This window comes from Rhodococcus sp. SJ-2 (assembly GCF_053750035.1).
Genome location: NZ_CM132340.1, coordinates 3,459,376 through 3,482,972, shown reverse-complemented (window position 1 = coordinate 3,482,972; position 23,597 = coordinate 3,459,376). Strand labels below are relative to the sequence as shown.

General features: G+C 66.7%; 18 protein-coding genes. 6 read left to right on the top strand and 12 right to left on the bottom strand.

The window, feature by feature from the left end:
• Positions 1–30 precede the first annotated feature (30 nt).
• From ACSYG9_RS16395 to ACSYG9_RS16380, 4 genes are all read right to left on the bottom strand, one after another.
• Positions 31–1,158, bottom strand: coding sequence for a transglycosylase family protein (locus tag ACSYG9_RS16395; RefSeq protein ID WP_454839177.1), 1,128 nt, complete (start codon positions 1,156–1,158; stop codon positions 31–33).
• A gap of 370 nt (positions 1,159–1,528) precedes the next feature.
• On the bottom strand, positions 1,529–1,993 hold the full coding sequence (locus ACSYG9_RS16390) for a DoxX family protein (RefSeq protein ID WP_454839176.1): 465 nt from the start codon (positions 1,991–1,993) through the stop codon (positions 1,529–1,531).
• 109 nt (positions 1,994–2,102) lie between these two features.
• Complete coding sequence (locus ACSYG9_RS16385) at positions 2,103–3,161, bottom strand: maleylacetate reductase (RefSeq protein WP_454839174.1); 1,059 nt, start codon at positions 3,159–3,161, stop codon at positions 2,103–2,105.
• A 42-nt stretch (positions 3,162–3,203) separates the two neighbouring features.
• Positions 3,204–4,034, bottom strand: a complete 831-nt coding sequence (locus ACSYG9_RS16380) for a TatD family hydrolase (RefSeq protein WP_454839172.1) — start codon at positions 4,032–4,034, stop codon at positions 3,204–3,206.
• Between the two features lie 22 nt (positions 4,035–4,056).
• On the opposite strand from ACSYG9_RS16380, the gene metG reads away from it, so the two are divergent.
• From metG to ACSYG9_RS16355, 5 genes are all read left to right on the top strand, one after another.
• A complete protein-coding gene (metG, locus tag ACSYG9_RS16375; RefSeq protein WP_454839171.1) occupies positions 4,057–5,637 on the top strand; it encodes a methionine--tRNA ligase in 1,581 nt (526 codons plus the stop codon).
• Positions 5,638–5,768: 131 nt separating this feature from the next.
• On the top strand, positions 5,769–6,914 hold the full coding sequence (locus ACSYG9_RS16370; RefSeq protein WP_454839170.1) for a DUF2786 domain-containing protein: 1,146 nt from the start codon (positions 5,769–5,771) through the stop codon (positions 6,912–6,914).
• Positions 6,915–7,001: 87 nt separating this feature from the next.
• On the top strand, positions 7,002–8,150 hold the full coding sequence (locus ACSYG9_RS16365; protein ID WP_440123552.1) for an FAD-dependent oxidoreductase: 1,149 nt from the start codon (positions 7,002–7,004) through the stop codon (positions 8,148–8,150).
• Positions 8,147–9,046: an RNA polymerase sigma-70 factor gene (locus ACSYG9_RS16360; RefSeq protein WP_440123551.1), complete on the top strand. Its 900-nt coding sequence runs from the start codon at positions 8,147–8,149 to the stop codon at positions 9,044–9,046. The genes ACSYG9_RS16365 and ACSYG9_RS16360 overlap by 4 nt, the downstream gene beginning before the upstream one ends.
• 12 nt (positions 9,047–9,058) lie before the next feature.
• Complete coding sequence (locus ACSYG9_RS16355; protein ID WP_454839167.1) at positions 9,059–10,363, top strand: aminodeoxychorismate synthase component I; 1,305 nt, start codon at positions 9,059–9,061, stop codon at positions 10,361–10,363.
• On the opposite strand, the gene ACSYG9_RS16350 is transcribed toward ACSYG9_RS16355, so the two are convergent.
• From ACSYG9_RS16350 to rsmI, 3 genes are all read right to left on the bottom strand, one after another.
• On the bottom strand, positions 10,308–14,282 hold the full coding sequence (locus tag ACSYG9_RS16350; RefSeq protein WP_454839165.1) for an NACHT and WD repeat domain-containing protein: 3,975 nt from the start codon (positions 14,280–14,282) through the stop codon (positions 10,308–10,310). The two genes, ACSYG9_RS16355 and ACSYG9_RS16350, sit on opposite strands and share 56 nt — an antisense overlap.
• A 313-nt stretch (positions 14,283–14,595) precedes the next feature.
• On the bottom strand, positions 14,596–15,993 hold the full coding sequence (locus tag ACSYG9_RS16345; protein ID WP_440123548.1) for an amino acid carrier protein: 1,398 nt from the start codon (positions 15,991–15,993) through the stop codon (positions 14,596–14,598).
• 76 nt (positions 15,994–16,069) lie between these two features.
• The gene (gene rsmI, locus ACSYG9_RS16340) at positions 16,070–16,954 is read right to left on the bottom strand and encodes a 16S rRNA (cytidine(1402)-2'-O)-methyltransferase (RefSeq protein WP_440123547.1); all 885 of its coding nucleotides are present in this window, start codon (positions 16,952–16,954) and stop codon (positions 16,070–16,072) included.
• Positions 16,955–16,977: 23 nt separating this feature from the next.
• On the opposite strand from rsmI, the gene ACSYG9_RS16335 reads away from it, so the two are divergent.
• On the top strand, positions 16,978–18,531 hold the full coding sequence (locus ACSYG9_RS16335; RefSeq protein WP_454839163.1) for a dolichyl-phosphate-mannose--protein mannosyltransferase: 1,554 nt from the start codon (positions 16,978–16,980) through the stop codon (positions 18,529–18,531).
• A gap of 33 nt (positions 18,532–18,564) precedes the next feature.
• Here the strand turns inward: ACSYG9_RS16335 and ACSYG9_RS16330 are convergent, their stop codons facing one another.
• From ACSYG9_RS16330 to ACSYG9_RS16310, 5 genes are all read right to left on the bottom strand, one after another.
• Entirely contained in the window at positions 18,565–19,341 is a 777-nt protein-coding gene (locus tag ACSYG9_RS16330; protein WP_454839161.1) for a T3SS (YopN, CesT) and YbjN peptide-binding chaperone 1, read from the bottom strand.
• 96 nt (positions 19,342–19,437) lie between these two features.
• Positions 19,438–20,739, bottom strand: a complete 1,302-nt coding sequence (locus ACSYG9_RS16325) for a class I SAM-dependent methyltransferase (RefSeq protein WP_454839159.1) — start codon at positions 20,737–20,739, stop codon at positions 19,438–19,440.
• Positions 20,736–21,146 carry a hypothetical protein gene (locus tag ACSYG9_RS16320; protein ID WP_454839157.1) on the bottom strand — a complete coding sequence of 137 codons (411 nt, stop codon included), beginning with the start codon at positions 21,144–21,146 and terminating at the stop codon, positions 20,736–20,738. Before ACSYG9_RS16320 ends, ACSYG9_RS16325 begins: the two co-directional genes overlap by 4 nt.
• Positions 21,143–22,621, bottom strand: a complete 1,479-nt coding sequence (locus tag ACSYG9_RS16315; protein ID WP_454842973.1) for a BCCT family transporter — start codon at positions 22,619–22,621, stop codon at positions 21,143–21,145. The genes ACSYG9_RS16320 and ACSYG9_RS16315 overlap by 4 nt, the downstream gene beginning before the upstream one ends.
• Positions 22,622–23,206: 585 nt before the next feature.
• Entirely contained in the window at positions 23,207–23,566 is a 360-nt protein-coding gene (locus tag ACSYG9_RS16310) for a GntR family transcriptional regulator (RefSeq protein ID WP_440123541.1), read from the bottom strand.
• Positions 23,567–23,597 lie beyond the last annotated feature (31 nt).

Below are 23,597 nucleotides of genomic sequence, written 5' to 3'. Positions count from 1 at the left end.
CTAGCGCACCGGAGTCGGCGGCATGTCGCCTCAGCGCAGGCCGAGCTTGCTGGTGCATGACGGCCATGCACCCCAGCCCTGTGCTGCCTGAACCTTCTCGGCGACGGCGATCTGCTGTTCGCGGGTGGCCATATCGGCGCGCGGAGCGTACTCGGTTCCGCCGAACCCGGCCCAGGTCTGCTGCGTGAACTGCAGGCCTCCGTAGAAGCCGTTTCCGGTGTTGATGGCCCAGTTTCCGGTGGCCTCACACTGCGCAAGGGCGTCCCACGTGGATGCCCGGCCGGATGCGGGAACTGCAGGCTTGGGCATGGTGCCGACCCGAAGGATCGCGGGCTGAGGTTCGGAGAGAACCGTCGACGCGGTCTCGGTACGGCCGACCTCGACACCGTTGACGGTGTGGACGTCGAAGGTGACGGAACGCTCACCCGGAACACCCGGGTTGTCGAGCGCGGTCTCGCCCTCGGTCATGTTCGGATCGTCGACCCGGTTCTGCGGGGCCTCGATCGGCAGGGTCTCGATGCGGCTCTCGACACGGTCGCGGGTCACGACGATCTCCATGCCCTCTTCGAGCGCGGCATCGGCCGGGACGTTCACGCTGTCGGCCTGCTCGAGGGCAACATTGTGCGCGGTCAAGAACTCACCCACGGTGGGTGCCGCGAGGCGCACGGGCGCGGCGGGCGCGCCGTTGTCGGCGAACTGCACGGTCTTGGGATTGACGACCTCGAGTTCGGTGCCGTCGAGCGGCAGACGGTGCGAACGGGAAGCCGACACGTACACGTCGTCGTTCAGCTCGAACTGCGCGAGAGCTTCGTCGACGGTGAGCGCAGTGGTCCACACGGTGCGCTCCGCACCGTCGACGGTGAGCGTGACCTCGCGGGCCTGGCGCAACACGATGGTGCCCCCGTCGGACACGGCGGAATCGACGGCCGGGGCGACGACGTCGTGCTCCTCCACCTGGTATCCGGCAGCGGCAAGGATGTCGCCGACGTTCGAGCTCATCGTGCCGAAGGCTCGTTGCTCTCCGTCGATGTCGAGCGTGACGTCCTTGTGCTTGACGAGCGCGGTGATCCCGCCGGCCGCAATGGTTACGAACAATGCCGCAACGAGCGCGAAGAACACCGGCGATTTGATTCGGTTGATCTTGGTGAAGGGTGACACAACAATTCCAGACAGACGACGACTGTGATCACGGCACGGTAACGAACGTGAATTGATATGGCAACTACACCCACTTCACCTGGGTATATGAGCGTAACCATTCGGTGATAAACCGATATTTTCAATCACAACTCGTGCTGATACAAAGCTCATCGGCCGCCAGGATTCGCGGATATTGTGGCCGGAGTTACATTGTTCTCGATTTCGATGAATTTCCTACGATCGTCCCGGAATGCCGTTGATCTTCCTGCCTCGGGCGACACCGCGGATGCAGGGTGGAAACGAGAGAAGGGCGCATCGCGGGTGAAGAATCACCCACAATGCGCCCTCCGGCTGCGATCGACAGTCGCCGCCCGATCGACGGGATCGACTACACGGCGCTGCGAGCCGGCGCCCGCTCCGCCTGCGCCGACTGCGCGAGGAACGGAAGCTTGGGCCCGAGAATGTGGTCGATGCTGAAACGACCCGCACCCACGACAGCAAGGAGCAGCGCCCCGAGGCCGAGCGCAGCGACGAGCTCGAAGCCGCCGTCGGCCACATAGACGCCGTTTCCGACGTGAACGATGACGAACGCACCCGCCATAACGAGGAACAGCAGCGCGCCGAAGACAGGCACCAGCAGACCGAGAATCAGTGCGATGCCGCCGAGGATCTCGACCCACGTCGCAACGAACGCACTCACCGAGGCCGCGGGCACACCCATACCCTCGAACGCGGCGGAAGTACCGGACTGGCCCCACACCGTGAGCTTCTGCAGGCCGTGGGTCAACAGGATGATTCCGAGGCCCAGCCGCGCGATGAGAATGCCGATGTCTCGAACGAGGGGATTGTTCACGAAATGACCTTTCGGTTGCGAGGCCGAAGGCCCCTTCTAGTTGACAACGCAACCAAAAGTAGCAGCGCGAGGTTGTAGGTTCAACCTAGCGCGACCGGTGTAATCGACGTCACGCCGGACGTCTCCCTGTAAACGCCTCGCCGAGCAACCGCCGCACCCCCACGTTGGTGACCTCTCTCGGGTTCGGATACGTCTTCTCGGTCGCTCGTCGTGCGGCATCGTCGAGATCGCCCTCCCGCAGGCCGAGCTCCGCCAGACTCGTCGGCCCGCCTGCAGAAACGATGAGGTCGTACACGCCCGCGGGAGCCGAATCCACCTCGAGCGCCTCGGCGATCCGGGCCATCACGTCCGGAACCGACGGCGCGTTGTACGCCATGACGTGCGGCAGCATCACGGTGTGCGTCGCAGCATGCGGCAGATCGAACGACCCACCGAGAACGTGACACAACTTGTGATGCAGAGCCATCCCCACCGATCCGAGACACACCCCCGACAACCACGCGGCAAGCAGCAGATCGGAGCGGCCTTCCAGGTCGGCACCGTCGACACCGAGCGCAGGCAGACCGCGCCCGATCGACACGATCGCCTGCAACCCGAGAGCATCGACAATCGGATTGGCGTGCTGTGCATACAACGCCTCGACCGCGTGCGCCAGCGCATTGACGGCGCTGGTCACGGCCATCGGCACCGGCAACCCGGCGCTGAACTCCACGTCGTAGATCACCGTCTCCGGCAGGATGTCCGGCGACGACCTCGTCGTCTTCACCCCGTGGGCCGTCTCCCCGAGGGTGGGCGTGACCTCCGAACCCGCGTAGGTGGTCGGCAGGATCACCTGATCGATCCCGGTTCGCACCGCCAATGCCTTCGCCAGGCCCGTGGTCGATCCACCACCGACGGCGACGACCGCATCCGCCCGATGGTCGGTCACGTACTTCAGAACACGCTCGGTCACGGCGACCGGAGTGTGCATCACCGCACCGTCGAACCGCGCCACCTGTAACGATCCGAGTGCGCGCTCGACGAGATCCGTCTGCGGACTCACATGCTCGCCGCCGAGCAGCAACACACGCGATCTACCGAGCCGGCGCACCTCGTCGCCGACAGTCGACGCGGTGCCCGTACCGAAGATCACCCGGGCCGGTTGTGCCGTATAGACGAAGTTGTGCATGCGCCCACGGTCTCACGTCCGGGGCGCCGATGCGGGCGTCACTCACGAAAGTCCGTACACCCGCTCGGCATTCGCGGTGGTTGCTGCGGCCAGCTCAGGCGCGCTCTCGCCGCGCACGTCGGCGAGAGCGCGCACCGTGTAGGGCAGGCAGTAGGGCTCGTTGGGTGCGCCCCGGAACGGGTGCGGTGTGAGAAACGGCGCGTCGGTCTCGACGAGGACCTGCGTGCGCGGCACGAGAGGCGCCGCCTCGCGCAACGCCTTGGCGTTTCTGAAACTGACGGTGCCCGAGAAGCTCAGGTGGTAGCCGGCGTCGACGCAGGCCCGCGCCATCTCGGGGCCGGAGGAGAAACAGTGGAAGATGACGGTCTCGGGTGCGCCCTCGCTGTGCAGCACCCGCAGCAGATCGTCGTCGGCCTCGCGGTTGTGGATCATCAGCGGCTTGTCGAGCCTCTTCGCGAGATCGATGTGCCAGCGGAAGCCCTCTTCCTGTTCGGCCGGCTCGGCGCAGCCGTCGAGCTTCCCCGGCCAGTAGAGGTCGAGGCCGGTCTCCCCCACTGCGACGCACCGCGGGTCGGCTGCGAGCCGCTCGATCTCGGTGCGTGTCGTGTCGTCGAGGCTGTTCGCGCGCGTCGGATGGATCGCCACGGCCGCGAACACCCGCGGATCCCAGTGCGCGGCCCGCACCGCGAACTGCGCGGCATCGAGGTCGTCGGCCACCGTGACCACCCGGCCGACGCCCACCGCGGCGGCCCGGTCCACGATCGTGGCGGTCGTCGCAGCATCGGTCGCTCCGCACGCATCGAGATGGGTATGGGCGTCGACGAGCGGCGCCAGCGGTTCCGGAGCTTCGGGGGCAGGACGGCTTTTGCTCACGCCCTATAAAGTAGTTGCCACCATGACTGCCGCCGCTCCCACCCGCCCGCCGTTCGCCGAGTCCGCTCGCCCGCCGTTCTACGTGACCACCGCGATCGCGTACCCGAACGGCGTCCCGCACATCGGGCACGCGTACGAGTACATCTCCACCGACGCCCTCGCACGGTTCAAGCGCCTCGACGGCTTCGACGTCCGGTTCCTCACCGGCACCGACGAACACGGCTTGAAGATGCAGCAGACAGCCGCCAAGGAGGGCATCTCCGTCACCGAGCTGGCGCGACGCAACTCCGACGTGTTCGAGGCCCTGGACAAGTCCCTCAACGTCTCGTACGACCGGTTCATCCGCACCACCGACGACGATCACCTCGAGGCCAGCAAGGAGATCTGGCAGCGCATGGTCGACAACGGCGACATCTACCTCGACACCTATGCGGGTTGGTACTCGGTGCGCGACGAAGCGTTCTACACCGAGGCCGAGACGACCCTGCAGGACGACGGGTCGCGCCTGTCCACCGACACGGGCACGCCCGTGGAGTGGACCGAGGAGTCGACGTATTTCTTCCGCCTGTCGGCGTACCAGGACAAGCTCCTGAAGCTCTACGACGAACACCCCGAGTTCATCGCTCCCGCGACGCGGCGCAACGAGATCGTCAGCTTCGTCTCGGGCGGGCTCAAGGACCTGTCGATCTCCCGCACCACCTTCGACTGGGGCGTGCCCGTCCCGGGCCACCCCGATCACGTCATGTACGTGTGGGTCGACGCCCTGACGAACTACCTCACCGGCGCGGGGTTCCCCGACACCGAGTCGGAGTCGTACAAGCGGTACTGGCCGGCCGATCTGCACATCATCGGCAAGGACATCACCCGCTTCCACACCGTGTACTGGCCTGCGTTCCTCATCTCGGCCGGTCTCGAACTGCCCAAGCGGGTGTTCGTGCACGGCTTCCTGTTCAACAAGGGCGAGAAGATGTCGAAGTCGGTCGGCAACGTCGTCGACCCGATCGAGATGGTCGAGAAGTACGGCCTCGATCCGCTGCGTTTCTTCCTGCTCCGCGAGATCTCGTACGGACAGGACGGCAGCTACAGTCACGAGGCGATCGTCACCCGGATCAATGCCGATCTCGCGAACGACCTGGGCAACCTTGCGCAACGGTCGCTGACGATGGTCGCGAAGAACCTCGATGGGCAGGTTCCGACCCCGGGCGAGTTCACCGCCGAGGACGACGCGATGCTCGCGCAGGCACACGCGTTGCTCGAGCAGGTTCGCGCCGAGTTCGACGCACAGCAGATCCATCTCGGGCTGGAAGCGATCTGGCATGTGCTCGGGGAGACCAACCGGTACTTCTCGGCGCAGGAGCCGTGGGTGCTCCGCAAGACGGATCCGGCGCGGATGGCCACGGTGCTGTACGTGACTCTCGAAGTCGTACGTGTCGTGGGCATCCTGGTTCAACCGGTGATGCCGGACGCGGGTTCGAAGATCCTCGATCTGCTCGGCCAGGGTCCTCAGGCTCGGCAGTTCTCCGACATCGCGACGCGTCTCGTGCCGGGCACCGCGCTGCCTGCGCCATCACCGGTATTCCCGCGTTTCGTCGACGAGGAGTAGTCGAACGTCGCCGAGCGAGGATCGCATCGCCGGAGTCCGGGCCGCAGCGTGACGCGGCCCGGACTCCGGCGTTTCGGGGAGCAGCCACACCGAACCGGAACTTGTCGGTGGCTTCCGCCACACTCTCCCCCATGCCCAGCAATGGAACATACATTCGAACCGACGAAGTGCGCGCCGAGGTCCTGCTCGTCGAGCTGAACGGCGCCTACGAGCGCGGCTGGCAGCCCGCCGACGTACTCCACATGGCCGCACACTCTGGAGATCCCACCGATACGCCGCTCGCTGCCGCGTCCGTGCTGTTCGACGCCCATCGCACCCGCGCGTCCCACCGCGCGCCCACCGAATGGCTGCACCAGGTCCGCACGATCGGCGATCGCCACCCCGCGATCGCCCGCATCGCCGAAGCCGGCCACCCGTTCGAGACGAGCCTGTTGCGCGTACTGCCGCACGTGTCGCGGTTCCAGGTCGACGGACTCGCCTACACGTGGAAATACCTTCCGCGGTTCACCCAGCTGACCACGCCGCCGTCCCAATGGCCTCAGACGCGCACCACACCGGACGGCACCGCTCCCCCTGCCCCGGATCCGCGGGTGCTCGAACGCATCCGCGGATTACTCTCGAAAGCCGAGTCCACCGAATTCCCCGGCGAGGCAGAGGCATTCACCGCCAAGGCACAGGAGCTCATGACTCGGTACGCGGTAGGAGCGGCTGTACTCGGTGGTGCCCGGCCTTCCACCGATCCGGTCAGGGGCCGGCGCCTCCACCTCGAGCGTCCTTACGCGAAGGAGAAAGTACTGCTGCTCACCGCGATCGGCGATGCGAACCGGGTCCGCACGGTGTGGTTCACCCGGGTGCAGATCGCGACCATCGTCGGCACCGTGGTCGATCTCGAGCAGGTCGAGATGCTCTTCACATCTCTGCTCGTCCAGAGCACGCGCGCCATGAACACGGCCGGGACTGCAGGCAGGCGGGGTGGCGGGGCCACGTCGTTCCGACGCGCCTTCCTCACCGGTTTCGCGAACCGCATCGGCGAGCGACTCCGCGAGGCCCAAGCTCACGCCACTGCGGAAGCCGCCGCCGATGCGCGCGTACCGATGACCGATCTCGCCCCCATCCTCGCGCGCCGCTCCGAAGCGGTGGATGCGGAGTTCCGGCGTCTGTTCCCCACCACCCGCTCCTCCGGTGGTCGCGGTGTCGACGCCGACGGTTTCCATGCCGGACGCGACGCCGCCGAGAACGCATCCCTGGCACCGGGGCAGTCTCCGCTGCGACGCTGACCACATTTCCCACCGAGATGTCACGTTCCCGGCCCGCGCGGTGTCCAATGACCGACACATCCGAACGAATGGATCGAGGCGAGAACCATGAGCAACACACACATTCATGTGGTGGTCGTCGGCGCCGGATATGCGGGCGTGATGGCCACGAACCGACTCCTCTCCGAACACCCCGACGTCGCAGTGACCGTGGTGAATCCTCGATCGGTGTTCGTCGAACGGACCCGGCTGCACCAGCATGCGGCCGCGACCGGGTCGGCGACACACGAACTCACCGACCTGCTTCATCCCCGTGCCGAACTGCGAGTGGGCACCGCCGAACGGATCGACGACGGTGCAGTACTCCTCACCGACGGTTCGGTACTGACCTGCGACGCCGTGGTGTACGCGGTCGGTAGCGGACCGGCCCGGATCGACGTCCCGGGCGGCGAGCGGGCGCATTCGGTATCCGACCTCGAATCCGCGTCGGCGTTGCACACCGCGATCGAAGCATTGCCCGCCGGTGCTGCGGTCACGGTCGTCGGCGGCGGATTCACCGGCATCGAGACCGTGACCGAACTCGCCACGGCGCACCCCGGCAATCGCTACACACTCGTCGGTGATCCCGGCCCGGGCCTGCCCGACCGCACCCGCCGGTACCTGCGACGCACCCTGACCGGATTCGGCATCGACATTCTCACCGGCGTCACCGTCACCGAGATCGACGATGCCGGTGTGCGATTCGACGACGGCACCGAGGTGCCCTCCCACCTGACGGTGTGGGCGGGAGGATTCTCGGTACCCGATCTCGCTCGCCGCAGCGGACTCGACGTCGACGATTTCGGTCGCCTGCGCGTCGATGCTGCTCTGCGGTCGACGAACCGTGCCGACGTGATCGGCGTGGGCGACGCCATCACGATCGCGCAGCGGCCCTACGTCCGGATGAGCTGCCAGGCCGCGATTCCGCTCGGTGTACACGGTGCGGGAACGGTGTGGGACGTGTTACAGGGTCGCGAACCCGAACCGTTGTCGCTCGGGTTCGTCGCGCAGTGCATCTCGCTGGGTCGTGGCCGGGCCGCGTTGCAGTTCACCACATCCGCCGACACACCTCGCGCGACGGCGGTACGGGGGAGGCCGGCGACAGTCGCCAAGGAGGGCATCCTGCGTGGCACCATCTGGTTCATGCGACGCCAAGCCCGCGGCCACGCACCGTTCGTCCCGGCAGGCCCCGCCCTCGACACGGCCGGCGTACGGTGACCTCCGGCGACACCTCGCCGTCGCGGGTCTTCACCGAACACCGCGGCCTGTTGTTCTCGATCGCCTACGAGATCACCGGTAGCGTCGCGGACAGCGAAGATGTCCTCCAGGACAGCTACCTGCGGTTCGCGAAGGTCGACCCGAGCACAATCGCGGAACCACGCGCCTACGCAGCGCAGGTCGTCACGCGGCAGGCACTCAATTCGTTGCGAGCTGCGCAACGGCGGCGTGAGGAGTACGTCGGGCCGTGGCTGCCCGAACCGCTCCTCACCGCGACGGACGAGCGCCATACCGATCCGTCGGCGGAGGTCGAACTCGCCGAATCGGTGTCGATGGCGATGCTCCTGGTTCTCGAGACGTTGAGCCCCCTCGAACGAGCGGTGTTCGTGATGCGCGAGGTCTTCGGATTCGACTACACGCACATCGCCGACGCCGTCGACCGCACCCCGGCTTCCGTCCGGCAGATCGCTCACCGGGCCCGCGACCACGTGCAGGAGCGGCGACGGCGGTTCACACCCGCGAGCGACGAGACCGACCGCGTGGTCGGTGAGTTCTTCACGGCCGCAATGACCGGCGATCTCGACGGCCTGCTCCGGCTGCTCGCGCCCGATGCCATGTACATCGCGGATGGCGGAGGCAAGGTCACCGCGGCCAAGGTGCCGGTCCACGGTGCGCAGAAGGTGGCGCGCCTGTTCTCCGGACTCGCACGTGTGGGACTACCGGACATGACCGTCTCCGCCGCGACGGTCAACACGGCACCGGGTGTGCTCGTGTACTCGCGCGGCGTGATCGACCTCGTCTTCCTCTTCGAGATCGCAGAGGGCCTGATCACCGGCGTGTACGCGGTGCGCAATCCCGACAAACTGACCCGCTTCGGGGCCTCGCCCGCGTCGTGACAGGCTGGTCCGATGCGGATGGAACGACTCGGACACGGAGGTACACCTGCTCAGGTGCTCGCCACTTTCGGTGAGCACGCCCGGCGTCTCGGTACACCCGCGCCCGCGGCGCTCACCGGATCGTGGTTCGGTGCCGCAGCGGTGATCGCACCGTCGCTCGATGTGCAGCCGGTCTCGGCCACCGACGCATTCACCTGCCCGGACACACAGCTCCGGGCAGGCGGCCCACACATCGGCGGCGGATGGATGGGGTACCTCTCCTACCCGGACCCGGCCACCTCCGGGCCCCCGGCACTACCCGTCGCGGCAGGTGGCTGGACCGACACCGTCCTGCGTCTCGACCACGACGGATGCTGGTGGTACGAAACACTCACCGACAGAGAATGTCCCGATGCACTGGCCCGCGCGGCCCTCGCAGTTCCTGCAGACAGGACGGACGCCGTCGACACTGCAGCGGTGCTCGAAGCACAGTGGAACATCGACTGGTCGCTGCCCGAGCGTGACACCCACCGGCACGGTGTCGAGCAGTGCCTCGACGCCATCCGGGCCGGCGAGGTGTACCAGGCATGCGTGTGCACCCGGTTCACCGGCGACTACACCGGCGACCCTCTCGCCTTCTTCGTCGACGCGATCACCCGCACGAACCCGGCCCGCGCCGCCTACCTCGAAGGATCGTGGGGTGCGGTGGCGTCACTGTCACCGGAACTGTTCGTCGCCCGCCACGGCCGGCGGCTTGTCTCCAGCCCGATCAAAGGCACGCTCCCGCTGGACCGGCACCCCGACGACCTGCGGGCCTCCGTCAAGGATGTCGCCGAGAACATCATGATCGTCGATCTGGTTCGCAACGACCTCGGCCGTGTGGCCGAACCAGGCAGCGTCGTCGTGCCCGAACTCCTCGCAGTCCGGCCCGCGCCCGGCGTGTGGCACCTGGTCTCGACCGTCACTGCGACAGCCCGCCCCGGCGTATCCGCCCGTGATCTGCTCGAGGCCACCTTCCCGCCCGCCTCGGTCACAGGGTGCCCGAAGAGCCGCGCCCGTGAACTGCTGCAGCAGTGGGAACCATCCTCGCGCGGTGTCTATTGCGGCACAGTGGGAATGGCGAGTCCGCTGGCGGGCACCGAATCGAACGTCGCAATACGGACCGTCGAGTTCGACGCCGACGGGACCTGCGCCCTCGGGGTCGGTGGAGGCATCACCATCGACTCCGACCCCGACGCCGAATGGCAGGAATGTCTCGACAAGGCAGCGAGCATCCTGGCTCTCAGCACACCTCGTCACGCAGAAACGGCAGTCCGAACTGCGGTAGGAGTTCCCTGAACTGCCCCGACGTCGCGGAGCAGATCCGCTCGACGACCACGTCGGGGTTCAGACTCCAGGTGCGCAGCACACCGTCGCCGCCCGCAGCGATCACCGTGCCGTTCGGATGGAACATCACCTGCCAGCGCCCCGAACCGGTATCGGTGATCGGTCCCCCCACCGCGCGCATGCCCTCGGGATCCGACACGTCCCACAACCGGACCGTGCCATCGTCGCTGCCACTGACGACGTGCTTGCCGTCGGGCGACACCGACACCGAGTACACCGTGCCGGTGTGACCGCGGAGCGGCGTGTCGCGTGCGACGAAACCTCCTGCGGGGCCGCGGTCCCACACCACGACCTGATGATCGTCACCACCGGTGACGAGAACCGAACTGTCGGGAGCGAACGCCAGTCCGTTCGCTCCGGCGGTATGCCCCTCGGTGACGGCCACGGAGCGGGGGGCAGACCGGTCGGTGATGTCCCAGGCGTAGATCCGGCCGTCGGCGCTGGTTACCACGAGACTGCGTCCATCGGGGCTGATCGCCGTGTGTCGCACCAGGTTGGTCGGCCCGCCGAGCGGTTCACCCCACGGCTTCGGCGCTGCCGGATCGGACAGATCCCACAACTGCACCGAAAAGTCGTCGTTGCCCGTGACCAGGGTGGTGCCCTCGGGCCCGAATGCAAGGGCCGAGGTGAATCGGGTTGCGAGCGCGAGCGGCTCACCCAGCTGCCGTGGCGCCGCAGGTTCGGCGACATTCCACAGTTCGATGCTTCCCCCGGAGGTTGCCGCCGCCGCCAGCACCTCACCCGACGGAGACAGTGCGCTCACGTAGCCGCCGCCGAGTGGACGCGTGAGCTCCACCTGGCCGACGCGGGACCATCCACCGTCGTCGACGTGCCACAGCCGGACGACCGAGTCGTAGCTTCCGGTGGCGACGAGATCGCCCGAGCGGTCGGCGACAGGCAATGTCAAAGGCGCCTGCGAGACGAACACGCGGCGATGCGGCATGGTCCAGATTCGCAGATTCGCGTCCTGGCCTCCGGTGATGATCGTGTCTCCGGTGGGGGTGACCGTCAGCGCGGGTACACCACCGCCGTGCCCTGTGAGCGCGGGCGTGAGCTCATCGATCCGCCGAGCGTCCTGATCCACCGACCACAACTTCGCGGTGCCGTCCCACGACGCACTGGCGAGGGTGAGCCCGTCCGGAAGAAAGGACACGCTCCACACCCCTCCGGTATGGGCCTGCACCGGAGTGCCGATCTGCTGGGGGTTCCGAGGGTCGGTGGTGTCGAACAACCACAGCACACCGTCGTCGCTACTCGCAGCCAAGAGGGTGCCGTCCGCATTGAAGCTGACCGAATGGGCGACGTCACCGAACCCGGTCAATGGGTCGGCGAGCGGAATCGGCGCCGAACGATCGGACAGATCCCACAGTCGCACCGTGCGGTCGTCGCTCGCGGTGGCCAGAACCGAACCATCGGTGCGGAACGAGACCGTCCGCACACCGCCCTCGTGTCCGCGTATCTCCGTCACAGGGAACCGGCCGGCTGCAGGCGCCGAGGTGTCGAGCAGGACAACGGAACCGTCGTCGTAGGGCACCGCCAGCGTCCGCCCGTCCGGACTGTACCGAACATTGTGCACAGCGCCCGCTCCCAGAACTCGACGGTCCAGCACAGATCGGGGTGCGCCGCGGTCCGAGATGTCCCAGATCCACACACCCCCGTCGCCGCCGCCTGCGGCGAGATAACGCCCGTCCGGACTGAACGACACCGACGCCATGTAGTTCGACGACGACACCAGCGGGGTGCCGATCGACGAGACGTCACCCGTCAACGACCACAAGCGCACGGTGCCGTCGTCACTGGCCGAGGCCAACGTCGCGCCGTCGGGCGAGACAGCGGTTCCGTAGATCGGCCCGGTATGCCCCACCAGGACGCGTGCGAGGGGCACCCCTTGCGTGGCGATGAGTCGCGAGTAGGCCACCTCGCTGCCGTCGCCGAGCGAGGTCGCGGCCAGCGCAAGATGCGCTGACATCGTCGGATCGTCCGATCGGCTCGAATCCGACAGCGCCACGACCTGCTGGAATTGCGCGGCCTCTCGTTCCTCGTCTGCTTTGTTCTTGCCGACCCACGCCAGGCCGCCCATCACGAGCGCGACTATCGTCAGCAGGACCAGTCCTGCCAGTGCTCCCCCGCGACGACGTCGCTGCCAATCGATCTGCCGTCGGGACGCCCGGAGAAACTCGCGGGCGGCCGGACTCACCGCGGCAACGGACCGTTCTCCTGGCGCGCTGCCGCCGAACCGCGCGCCCTGTTCGGAGAGCAGATCCATCCGCCCGCGCTGATAGAGCATGCCCTTGTTGCGGTCGCTCTCGATCCAGTTCGCGGCGTCGGCCTCGATCTGCTGGCGAGACGCAGCGAACTGCCTGTCCTCGTGGACCCACGCCTTCAGGCGCGGCCATGCCACGATCACCGCGTCGTGGATGAGTTCGACGTGCCCCTCGTGGACGACGAGCACGCGCGCCGACACGAAATGGTCCACGACTCTTGCGGTGGCCGCGCGGTCGTCGCTTCCGACTGCGAGAAGCACGGAGAGCGGGCGGGCCATCTTCACGTCCGTGCCGGTGTTCGTCACGTAGACGAGGTGGACCATCACCGTCCGCACGATCTCGCGGTCGCGTTCGTCGAGGCTTTCCCAGGCCCGCTCGGCTCCTGCGGCGATCGAACCACGCACCCCACCGGTCGCGCGATAGCCGGCCACGGTGAGCGCGCCGCCGGTGCGTTTGTCCCACATGGTGTCGAGAAGATGGGACAGCAGCGGCAGCTCGGTGCCGCTGATGTCCCCCGGTGCCAGCACACCCAGGTCGTGCAGGATGAGGTCGACGAGTCCCGGTTCGAGTCGTACACCGAGGAGCTTGGCCGGCGCAGAGATGACCTCGACGAGATCGTCCCGGTCCAACGGCTGCACGGCCTTGCTTCGGCGTTCGAGTGCACGAGCAAGCGCCGGATACGCCACGGCCTGCTCGTAGAAGTCCGAACGCATCGTCGCAACGACATGCGCGGGCGCATCGGAGTCGCCGGCCGTCGACATGTGTTCGAGCAGCATCAAGAAGTGCGCGCGGCTGTCGGGATCATCGCACTGGGTGAACAGATCCTCGAGTTGGTCGACCACGACCAGCAGCGTCGACACCGATGCCTTTTCCGCTTCCGCAGCCATGGCCTCGTGCACCGCTGCCCGATCGGCCACAGGATTGCCGGAGGGGCCATCGAGTCCGGCCAAGGCAGGCAGTACCTCCACGAGCCGGCCGACCGGGTCGGAGCCGGGGGTGAAGACCACCGGGTCGCACTCGCCACCACCACACATCAGCGGGATGAGACCGGCCTGGACGAGTGAGGACTTTCCGACACCGGACGCACCGGTCACGATGACCAGCCCCTGACCGTGCGCCGCGACGACCGTGTCGGCCAGCATGCGCATACTCGTGGTCCGGCCGAAGAACATCCGCGCGTCGTCCGCTCGATAGGCGGACAGCCCCTTGTAGGGGCGCGTGTCCACGATCACCGCGGGTGGTCTGTCGGCCGACCGGGCTCCACCGCTCTCGCCGCGCGCGGCTTTCCACCATCGCTCCCACTGCTTGAGCGAGTAGAGGCCCGGGGCCGGGGGTTCGGCGGTGAGCTCGCGGGCGGAGCGGATCAACACGACGAGCACCGGGTGGACGGATTCGAAGCTCGCAGGCACGCGCTTGCCGCTACGCCAATCGCTGACCCGCTGCACCGATACCGTTCGGTCGTTTCCGACCGCGCGAGAGATCGTCGACGCGCCCGACACCACCTTCTTCAACGCCGGGCGGCCTGCAGCGGCGAACAGGATGCGGAGCTGGTCGGCGAAGAAGCGCCGGTGATCTGCGTCCTGCGTCGTACCGTCGTCCGCACTCACCTTCCGCGCCCTTCCGATCCGTTTCCGCGAGGGGAATCCGCCGAGGAAAGTCCGCTGCGGAAAAGTTCCTCACTATGTCCGACCTGGGATGATACCCGTTCCGCCACGGTGCGCGATTGGAGAGCTTTGCCATCGGGTACGAAACTGGTCACCACGCAAGGTCACCTTGCACCAGGGCGAGTGCTCTGCATCGAGTGGAACTGATCGAGGGGTAGTTCCATTCGGTACAGCGGGCGCCCTGAATCGGGAGAGCAACGGCCGGACGATCGATGATCGTCCGGCCGTTGCGTATCTCCGCTACCTTCCGTTCCGGTCAGGCCTTGTCCGGTTCCCGGGCAGGTGGCTCCCCCAGCAGATAAGGGTCGCGGTCGAGATACGCCTTCGTCTCCCGCGCGATCATCCCGGACAGCAGGATCAGGCCGATGAGGTTCGGCAGCGCCATCAGACCGTTCATCACGTCGGAGAAGTTCCACACCACCTGGAGTTCGGTGGTCGCGCCGATGAACACGACGACCACGAAGATCGCGCGGTACGGCACCACACCACCGCGGCCGACGAGACGTTCGACGCATCGCTCGCCGTAGTACGACCATCCGAGGATCGTCGAGAAGGCGAAGAACACGACGGAGATCGCCACGATCCAGTGGCCCCAGTCGCCGCCGAGGCCGTCTGCGAACGCCGTGGACGTCATCGCGGCGCCCTCCTCGCCCGACTGCCAGGCGCCGGTGGTGATGATGACCATGCCGGTGAAGGTCACCACGATGATGGTGTCGATGAATGTCTGCGTCATCGACACCAGGCCCTGCCGGACCGGGTGCGTCGTCCGGGCTGCGGCGGCCGCGATCGCGGCACTACCCATGCCCGACTCGTTGGAGAAGATACCGCGCGCGACGCCGTAGCGCATCGCGGCCATGAACACCGAGCCGATGAAGCCTCCGGTCGCTGCCGTTCCGGTGAAGGCGTCGGAGAACACGAGGCCGAGGGCTGCGGGAATATCGCCGAAATTCACCGCGAGCACGAGAATGCCCGCACCGACATACAGGACGATCATGGCGGGCACGAACCCGGCGGTGACCCGCCCGATCGACTTGATTCCGCCCAGGAGCACAGCGGCGGCGAGCACCGTCATGACGGCCCCACTGACCCACGTCGGCACCCCGAACGTGCCGTCCATCTGCGTCGCGACGGTATTGGCCTGCGTCATGTTGCCGATACCGAAGCTCGCGAGCACCGCAAACACGGCGAAGACGAGACTGAGGACGAGCCCGAACTTGTTCGGGATCGCGCGTGCCAGGTAGTACTGCGGGCCACCGCTCTGCTCACCCTTGGCGTCCCTGGTGCGGTACTTGACCCCGAGGAAAGCCTCCGAATACTTGCTCGCCATGCCGAGCAGGCCGGTCACCCACATCCAGAAGAGCGCTCCGGGACCGCCGAGATAGATGGCCGTCGCGACACCCGCGATGTTGCCGACGCCGACCGTGGCCGCCAGAGCGGTCGTCAACGCCTGGTACTGAGAGATGTCGCCTTCGGCGGCACCGGGATCGTTACGGGTGATCAGCCCCAATTTGAGGGCGGGGCCCAACTTGCGGAACTGCACACCACGAAGCCGGATGGTCAGGAGCAGACCCGTCCCGAGCAGCAGAGGAATCAGCAGATACGGACCCCACACCACCCCCGCCACCTCGACGAGGAAATCGTTGACAGCGTCCATACACTTCTCCTGCTCGTCGTCCGGTGGGTGATCCGATGGACGGAAAGTGTATGCCCGCGGTGTACCGGAGTTGAGGTCAGACGCGCCGAGCGGCCAGCACCGCGTCGTACAGTTCCTTCTTCGATACGGAGGTCCCCGCCACCTGCGCACAGGCGTCCTTGAGCCGGACACCATCGGCGACGAGCTCTTCGACGTCATCGACGAGATCGGCGGGATCGCTGCTGCGTGGGGCGGCGCCTTCGAGCACGACAGTGATTTCACCTCGAACCCCGCCCGCTGCCCACTCGGAGAGCTCGGCGAGGGTTCCGCGTTTGACCTCCTCGTAGGTCTTCGTCAGCTCGCGGCACACCGCGGCGCGGCGTTCTCCGCCCAAGACCTCGGCGGCATCGACCAGACACGCGGCCAGTCGGTGCGGCGCTTCGAAGAACACCACGGCCCGTGGCTCGGTCGCGAGTGTCGCCAGCCAGGTGCGGCGCTGCCCCTGCTTACGGGGCGGGAATCCGTCGAAGCAGAAGCGTTCGACGGGCAGACCAGACAACGCGAGTGCGGTGGTCACCGCGGACGGGCCCGGCAGGCACGTCACGGGCAGGCCCGCCTCGACGCATGCGGAGACCAGCCGGTAACCGGGATCGCTCACCGACGGCATGCCCGCATCGGTGACGAGCAGCACCGTGCGGCCGCTTTCGATATCGGCGATCAGCGCGGGCGCCCTCGACACTTCGACCTGGTCGTAGAAGCTCACGACACGGCCGGTGATGGTCACGCCGAGCGCGGAGGCGAGAGACCTGGTGCGACGGGTGTCCTCTGCCGCGACGACGTCCGCGGTGGCCAGCGCGTCGCAGAGCCGTTTGGAGGCGTCGCCGATATCGCCCATCGGTGTCGCGGCCAGCACGAGCCGACCCCGCCCCGGATTCGCGTGGTGTCCCGGATTCCCCTGTTGTCCCGGATTTTCTGCCTGCATGCGGTTCAGCCTACGATCGGATTGTGACCGCGACGGACCTGCGCCCTTCCGAGGCCCCGCACCGCCGCCTCTCGAGTCCCGCTCCGCTGGTACCACCTCCGCAGTCCGCTCCGGCCGATCGGACACGCGGTTGGGTCGTCACGGCGTTCGTGACGGTTCTCGCGGCCATCACCCGTTTCACGATGCTGAACTATCCGACCGACGCCAGGACGCCGGTATTCGACGAGAAACACTACGTTCCGCAGGGCTGGCAGATCCTCACCGGCGGGTGGATCGAGGACAACCCGGGATACGGGCTCGTGGTGCACCCGCCGGTAGGCAAGCAGCTCATCGCGGTCGGGGAAGCACTGTTCGGTTACAACGGTTGGGGTTGGCGGATCTCGTCTGCCGTCGCCGGCGTCGTGCTGGTGCTGTTGGTTGTGCGCATCGTGCGCCGGATGACGCATTCGACGATGCTCGGTGCCGTTGCCGGATTGCTCCTCATCGTGGACGGGGTCACGTTCGTCTCGTCGCGGATGGGCATGCTCGACATCTTTCAGGCGGTGTTCGTCGTCGCCGCATTCGGATGCCTGCTCGTCGACCGCGACGATATCCGCCGCCGTATGGCCCGCGTGTACGCCGAGGGTCGCCTCGGCGACTCGGTGTGGGGGCCTCGCTTCGGGGTGCGGTGGTGGCGTTTCGGGGCCGGTGTCCTGCTCGGTCTGGCCGTGGGCACCAAATGGTCCGGGCTGTACTTCATTGCGTTCTTCGGTCTGATGTCGGTGGCGTTCGATCTCGCTGCACGCCGGGCCTACGGTGTGCAGCGACCGTGGATCGGCACCGCGCTCCGCGATATCGGTCCCGCGCTGTACGCACTGGTGGTGATCCCCGTCGGCGTCTATCTGGCGACGTTCTGGGCATGGTTCGCCAGCGAGACCGGGGTCTACCGCCATGCCGTGGGCAATCAGATCGGCCACGACAGTGCCTTCTCGTTCGTGCCGGATGCGCTGCGGTCGCTGTGGTACTACAGCGCGAGTGTCCTGCAGTTCCACTCGGGTCTGACCAATTCCGCGGGCAACATCCACCCGTGGGAGTCGAAGCCGTGGACGTGGCCCATGGGGCTGCGCCCGATGCTGTATTACTTCGCGGACGGGTCGAACATCGACGGTTGTGGAGCCGACGAATGCGTCAAGGCCGTGATGCTCATCGGTACTCCGGCCCTGTGGTGGGTGTCGGTGCCCGTCCTCGGGTGGGGTTTGTGGCACATGCTGGTCCGCCGCGATTGGCGGTGGGCTGCGGTGCTCACCGGCTACGGGGCCGGCATTCTGCCGTGGCTCGCGAGCCTCGACCGGCAGATGTACTACTTCTACGCGGTTCCGCTCGCGCCGTTCCTCGTCATGGCGATCACGCTGGTTCTCGGTGAGGTGCTGGGACAGCGTTACGCGTCGCCGGAAAGGCGGACCACCGGTCTGCTCGTGGTGTGCCTCTACGTGGGTCTGGTGGTCGCGAACTTCGTGTGGTTGTGGCCGATCCTGACCGGGTTGCCGATCACGGTGGCGCACTGGCACAGCGAACTGTGGTTGCCCAGCTGGCGTTGATTCTGCTGATCCGACCGTGCGTGTCCGGCTCGGTCAGCTCGGTTCGTCGAACACCGTCGGTTCGTCGAACAATGTGGGCTCTGCGTCGGTGTCGCCGGTGTACCGCTCCCCGTCGAAGCGCTGTGCGAATCCGGTGTCGATGGTGCCGAGAAGCACTCTCAACGCACCGAAGAGGTCGGCGAGGTGCCGGGGCACGAACGGGTCGCCCATCACGTCGATCGTCGCCACGAGCCGATCTTCGACGAGGAGCAGTTTGATGTGCGGCCATGCGCGGTTGAGTTCGAGTAGTTCCTCGGCCGCCCGCGCACGCCCGGTGATGCCGTGCAGCAGCGGCGCCCACAGCTGGATGGTGCGGGCACTGTCGTCGACCACGACGAACACCGCCTGGGAATCGACGACGACGACATAGTCTCCGTCGGCGTCGAGAGGGATCGGCCGCCCGAACTGCAGCTGGAGTGCCTCACCGACACGCGAGCGCAGTGTGCGGGGAGCGTCGGGCTCCTCGCTGCGCAGGAAGGTGGGATGCAGCACGCCGTACGTCTCGCGCAGCGCAGAGACGATGCGGTGCGCGATCTCGTCGGCCTGACGCACCGGGCTGATGCTGGGGCCGATTCCCGCCATCTCGACCTCGATACACCTCGCATCGAGCGCGACGATCTTCACCAGGGTGGTGAGATGTTCACCTGTGGTCTCGGCGGCGAGGTCGATCCGCTCGCCCTTTCCGAGCGCGGCGATCCGCCCCGCAAGTCGAGTGCGGAAACGGTCCCAGCCCCGTTCCAGAATTCCGTCGAAGCGGTCTGTGCGGGCCATCCGTGTCTCCCCTCTCGCAGTGCAACAGCGGGCTGCGGTCACGCTACTGCGAGGTGCCGACAACTCCCGTCAGGCGCACCGTCCGACACCGGGACATCACCCGCTCGAGAGCCATTCGTGACGGGTCCGCGGCATGTTGCTCGCGCCGGTAGCGGTGGGACGTATCGCGAGAACCTGGTTGATCGACAGACGTCCGGGTTCCTCGAAGCCGAGTGCGCTCGCGGTGAGGTACAGCAACCAGGTTCGAGCTCGTTCGGCTCCGACGAGCGAGCTCGCCTCGTCCCACGATTCCTGCAGGTTCGCGACCCACGCACGCAATGTCAGCGCATAGTGTTCGCGCAGCGCCTCGACGTCGCGGACTTCGAGGCCCGCGCGTTCGAATGCATCGAGGGTCCGGCTCAGCGGCAGTATCTCCCCGTCGGGGAACACATAACGGTCGATGAAGGTAGCGGGACGACTGCGGGGATCGGGCCGGTGCACCACCGACGCGATGGCGTGGTTGAGCAACCGCCCACCCGGGACGAGCAGTTCGTGCAGGTGCTGCGCGTACTCGGGGAGTTTGGCCGCCCCGACGTGCTCGGACATCCCGATGCTCGAGATCGCGTCGAACGGGGTCTCGTCGATGTCGCGATAATCCTGCAGCCGGATCTCGATGCGATCCGACATGCCTGCCTCGGCGATACGCGCCTGCGCGAAGTCGCGCTGTTCGGCGCTGAGCGTGACGCCGAGGACATCGACGCCGTAGTGCTGCGCCGCATGCAGCGCCATCGATCCCCACCCGCAGCCGACGTCGAGCAGCCTCATGCCCGGTTCGAGTCCGAGCTTGCGGCAGACCAGGTCGAGCTTGTCGTGCTGTGCGTCCTCGAGGCCGGGTGTGCCGGTTTCGGGCCGGCTCCAATAGGCGCACGAGTACACCATCGAGGGGCCGAGAAACAGCCTGTAGAAGTCGTTTCCGACGTCGTAGTGATGCGAGACCACCTGGGCGTCGCGTCGTTTGCTGTGCAGGGCACCGCGCCGGCGAGGGATCTCCACCGAGGGTGGTCGCGGCGGGGGCCCGACGATGCCGAGTGCGGCGAACTTTCGCGCCAGACGCGCGAACTCACGTGGCGAGGTGTCGCGCAGCGTGCGGCTGCCGAGGCTGTCGACGAGGTCAGGAAGCCCGAGGACCGCGTAGAGATCGCCATCGACCACGAGGTCGCCGCTGACGTAGGCGCGGCTCAACCCGAGTTCGTTGGGAGCCCACAGCACACGGCGCAGTGCCCGGCGGTTGCGGAATTCGACGCGGGCGTCGGCGTCGGGCGGTCCCGCTTCGGAGCCGTCCCAGCATCGGACGTGAACTGGAATCTGCACTCGCAGGAACTCTTCGAAGGTGGTCAGGAGGTCGCGTGCGGCGCTCATCCTTTCACCATGGCACAGACACCGATCACGCACCGCCCTTCGAGTATGTCGACGATCGCGAGTCCCGCATGCGAGAGCGTCGTGCTGATCTGCATCGACAGCGGCCCGGCGGACTCGCCGTGCGCCGGTGAATCGAATACCCACAGTTGCCCGGCGGGTGCGAGCAACTCCGCGACACCGGTGAGCCGCGACGTGTCGCTGCCACGGAACTCCGGCACCCCTAATCCACAGACGAGATCGAAGAAGCCGGCCGCGTCGGCCAGGGTGACGCTGGTTCGAATCACGCCGCCCGGCCCGACGCGCGACGCGAATTCCTCGGCGGCGGTGGCCGTCCCGATCACGAGGACACTGCATCCGGGCTGCGGATCCGTCACCTCGACCGCGAATGCCGCATGCCCGGGCGTCACTCGACGCGTCTGAGCAGTCGCCGTCGACGGCCACCGGTGACGATCGGATCTCGTCTCAGATCGCGGTAGAGCGACACACACAGACCGATCATCACGATGACGAACGGTGCGGCGGCGATGATCGTCATCGTCTGTAGTGCATTGAGCGCTTCCGAGCCGCCCGTCCACAGCAGCAGCGCTGCGACACCGCCCGTCAGACCACCCCAGAACACGACGACGCCGCGGCTCGGTGTGAGCGTTCCCCGCTGGGTGAGGCTGCCCATCACCATCGACGCGGCGTCGGCGCCCGAGACGAAGAAGATGGACACGAGCACCATCACGACGACGGTGGAAATGCCCACGAGCGGTAGGTGGTCGAGCATGCCGAACAGCTGCTCTTCGACGCTTCCGGCACCGGCGACGTCGTACCCTTGTTCCTGCTGGTTGATCCCGGCGCCACCGAAGACGGCGAACCACAGCAGGCTCACGACACTCGGCACGATCATCACGCCGATGACGAATTCACGGATGGTGCGCCCACGGCTGATCCGCGCCAGGAACATGCCGACGAACGGCGCCCATGAGATCCACCAGGCCCAGTAGAAGATCGTCCAGCTGGACAGCCACTCGCCTGCTTCCGGTCCGGATGCCGCGGTGCGCGCCGACATCTCGGCGAGGTTGGCAGCGTAGGCGCCGAGAGTGGTGGGAATGAGGTTGAGGATGAAGATCGTCGGGCCGAGCACGAACACGAACAGCGCGAGGACACCCGCGAGCACCATGTTGATGTTCGAGAGCCATTGGATGCCTTTCGCGACTCCCGACACCGCGGATGCCACGAACGCGAGAGTGAGCACCGCGACGATCGCCACGAGGAGCCCCACCCCGGCGGTCTCCAGCCATCCGGTGACCTCGAATCCCGACCCGATCTGCAATGCGCCCAAGCCGAGCGACGCAGCCGTTCCGAACAGTGTCGCGTAGAGGGCAAGGATGTCGATGAGCTTACCGATGGGGCCTTCGGTACGGCGTCCGAGAAGCGGAATGAACGCGGCGCTCATCAGCTGCTTGCGGCCTTTTCGGAAGGTCCCGTAAGCGATGGCCAAGCCCACCACCGCGTAGATCGCCCACGGATGGAGGCTCCAGTGGAACATCGTGGTCGCCATCGCCACTCCCGTTCCGCCATCGGTGCCGGGAGGCGCTGTCACGTAGTGCGAGACCGGCTCGGACACGCCGAAGAACATCAGTCCGATGCCCATTCCCGCGCTGAACATCATGGCGATCCAGCTGACGGTGCGGAACTCGGGTTCCTCCTCGTCCTTGCCGAGTGGTATCTGCCCGTATTTGCTTGCTGCGATCCACAACACGAAGATGACGAAGGCCGTTGCCGAGAGGACGAACAGCCAGCCCATCTCGATGACGATCCAGTCGAGAACGGACCCGGTCACGGAGCCGAAGTTGTCCGGAGCCGCGAGACCCCACACGACGATGGCAACAACCATGGCGGCGGAGATTCCGAACACGACGCGGTCGGTGCGGCTGCGCGGTGGATCCGACGATGGAGCATCCGGTGGTCCGGCGGTGACAGCGGCGTCTGCGTCGTGAGTCCGGTCGTCTGGCACAGTCATATGTCCCAACTTTCCTTCATTGACTCGAAATTGTGCCGCTTTCGCAGAACTCGAGCGGCACACTGTGCGGTATTTCCTGCGCCGTCCGGGCCACCGCTCCCGGCGCGTGGCGACGGTAGTGGATGACGCCGCTGACGCGCGTGTGGTGGCGCGGCGGGCTCGGAAGGTCGGCGCGGTTCGCGAAATACCGAGGATTGATCTATCGCTGCGGCGACATCATTCGAAGTGCACTTCGTTCCATATGTTGCCGGTGCGCGTGGGACAGCAGGTACCCGAAAGCCCCTGATCAGGTGGCCGCATCCAGCGTGGGCCTGCCAAGGTCGAGACCTGTCGCAGGAACGCCTCGTAGTGGTTGTTCCGTGCCATGGTTTTCGATCATCTCATCTCCACGACGGAATTTGCCGAAGCACCGGGGTGGGGGCGGCGGGCGACGTTGTGCTATCGCGCGGAAGTCGTCTGTCAGGCGCGCAGCGCGGCCTCGACGAACTCGATGATCTCCTCGTCGGACATTCCCAGTACACGCGCAGATGCGACGTATTCGATCGTCGCCTGTTGTGCGAGCGAACGCGTCGGGTCGCCCGAATCCGCGATGAATGTACCGGCCCGTCCGCGTGTTTCGAGTACTCCGAGTTGCTCTAGCTCGCGATATGTCTTCGCCACCGTGTTCGGTGCGATCCCGAGGGTCTCTGCCATTCCACGCACGGTGGGCAGCTTCGTGCCGGCGATCAACTCTCCATCCCGGACAAGTTCCACGATCCGCCGGCGGAGTTGCTCGAACGGTGGGACGGATGAGTCCGAATCGATCGCGATATCGAGCATTAATGCAGGCTAGCAGCGTCCTCGAGAGGTT

Excerpts from the sequence above, each read along its gene's own strand:
- ACSYG9_RS16385 (WP_454839174.1), bottom strand. The coding sequence starts at position 3,161 with ATGCACAACTTCGTCTATACGGCACAACCGGCCCGGGTGATCTTCGGT.
- metG (WP_454839171.1), top strand. The coding sequence starts at position 4,057 with ATGACTGCCGCCGCTCCCACCCGCCCGCCGTTCGCCGAGTCCGCTCGC.
- ACSYG9_RS16370 (WP_454839170.1), top strand. The coding sequence starts at position 5,769 with ATGCCCAGCAATGGAACATACATTCGAACCGACGAAGTGCGCGCCGAG.
- ACSYG9_RS16365 (WP_440123552.1), top strand. The coding sequence starts at position 7,002 with ATGAGCAACACACACATTCATGTGGTGGTCGTCGGCGCCGGATATGCG.
- ACSYG9_RS16355 (WP_454839167.1), top strand. The coding sequence starts at position 9,059 with ATGCGGATGGAACGACTCGGACACGGAGGTACACCTGCTCAGGTGCTC.
- ACSYG9_RS16345 (WP_440123548.1), bottom strand. The coding sequence starts at position 15,993 with ATGGACGCTGTCAACGATTTCCTCGTCGAGGTGGCGGGGGTGGTGTGG.
- rsmI (WP_440123547.1), bottom strand. The coding sequence starts at position 16,954 with ATGCAGGCAGAAAATCCGGGACAACAGGGGAATCCGGGACACCACGCG.
- ACSYG9_RS16330 (WP_454839161.1), bottom strand. The coding sequence starts at position 19,341 with ATGGCCCGCACAGACCGCTTCGACGGAATTCTGGAACGGGGCTGGGAC.
- ACSYG9_RS16325 (WP_454839159.1), bottom strand. The coding sequence starts at position 20,739 with ATGAGCGCCGCACGCGACCTCCTGACCACCTTCGAAGAGTTCCTGCGA.
- ACSYG9_RS16315 (WP_454842973.1), bottom strand. The coding sequence starts at position 22,621 with ATGGTTGTTGCCATCGTCGTGTGGGGTCTCGCGGCTCCGGACAACTTC.
- ACSYG9_RS16310 (WP_440123541.1), bottom strand. The coding sequence starts at position 23,566 with ATGCTCGATATCGCGATCGATTCGGACTCATCCGTCCCACCGTTCGAG.